The following is a 357-nucleotide window of genomic DNA, read 5'->3' as shown; positions in this document are numbered from 1 at the left end:
CCGTGATGCTGCTCGGCCGACTGGTTACGGCGGCGCTTGACCTGGAGCGCACACCAGGTTGCATAGTGGTGGGGTGGACGAGGTGATATTGCCCGATGTGTCCGTCGAGGTGCCGCCCGAGGGGCTGCCCATCGGGGCGGCGGCAGCTCTCTGTGGTCTGAGCGTCGACACCTTGCGCTACTACGAGCGCGAGGGCCTGACACTCCACCCCGCGCCGCGCTCGGCGTCCGGGCGGCGCCGTTACGGTGTCAGCGACCTGGCGTGGCTGGCCGGGCTCGTCATGCTGCGGGACACGGGCATGCCGATCGCGGACATCCGGCGGTACGCGGCGCTGGCCCGTCGGCAGGGAACCGACGT

1 protein-coding gene is annotated in these 357 nt (G+C 70.9%); it reads left to right on the top strand.

Annotated elements, in window-relative coordinates:
• Positions 1–97: 97 nt before the first annotated feature.
• A partial coding sequence (locus tag AC1DYK_RS36390) for a MerR family transcriptional regulator (protein WP_478170689.1) occupies positions 98–357 on the top strand: 260 nt, incomplete at its 3' end.

The sequence above is a fragment of the Variovorax sp. P2_H12 genome (genome assembly GCF_056403395.1).
Note: the sequence above shows the minus strand (reverse complement) of the source record. Positions and strands in the feature narration are given on the sequence as shown.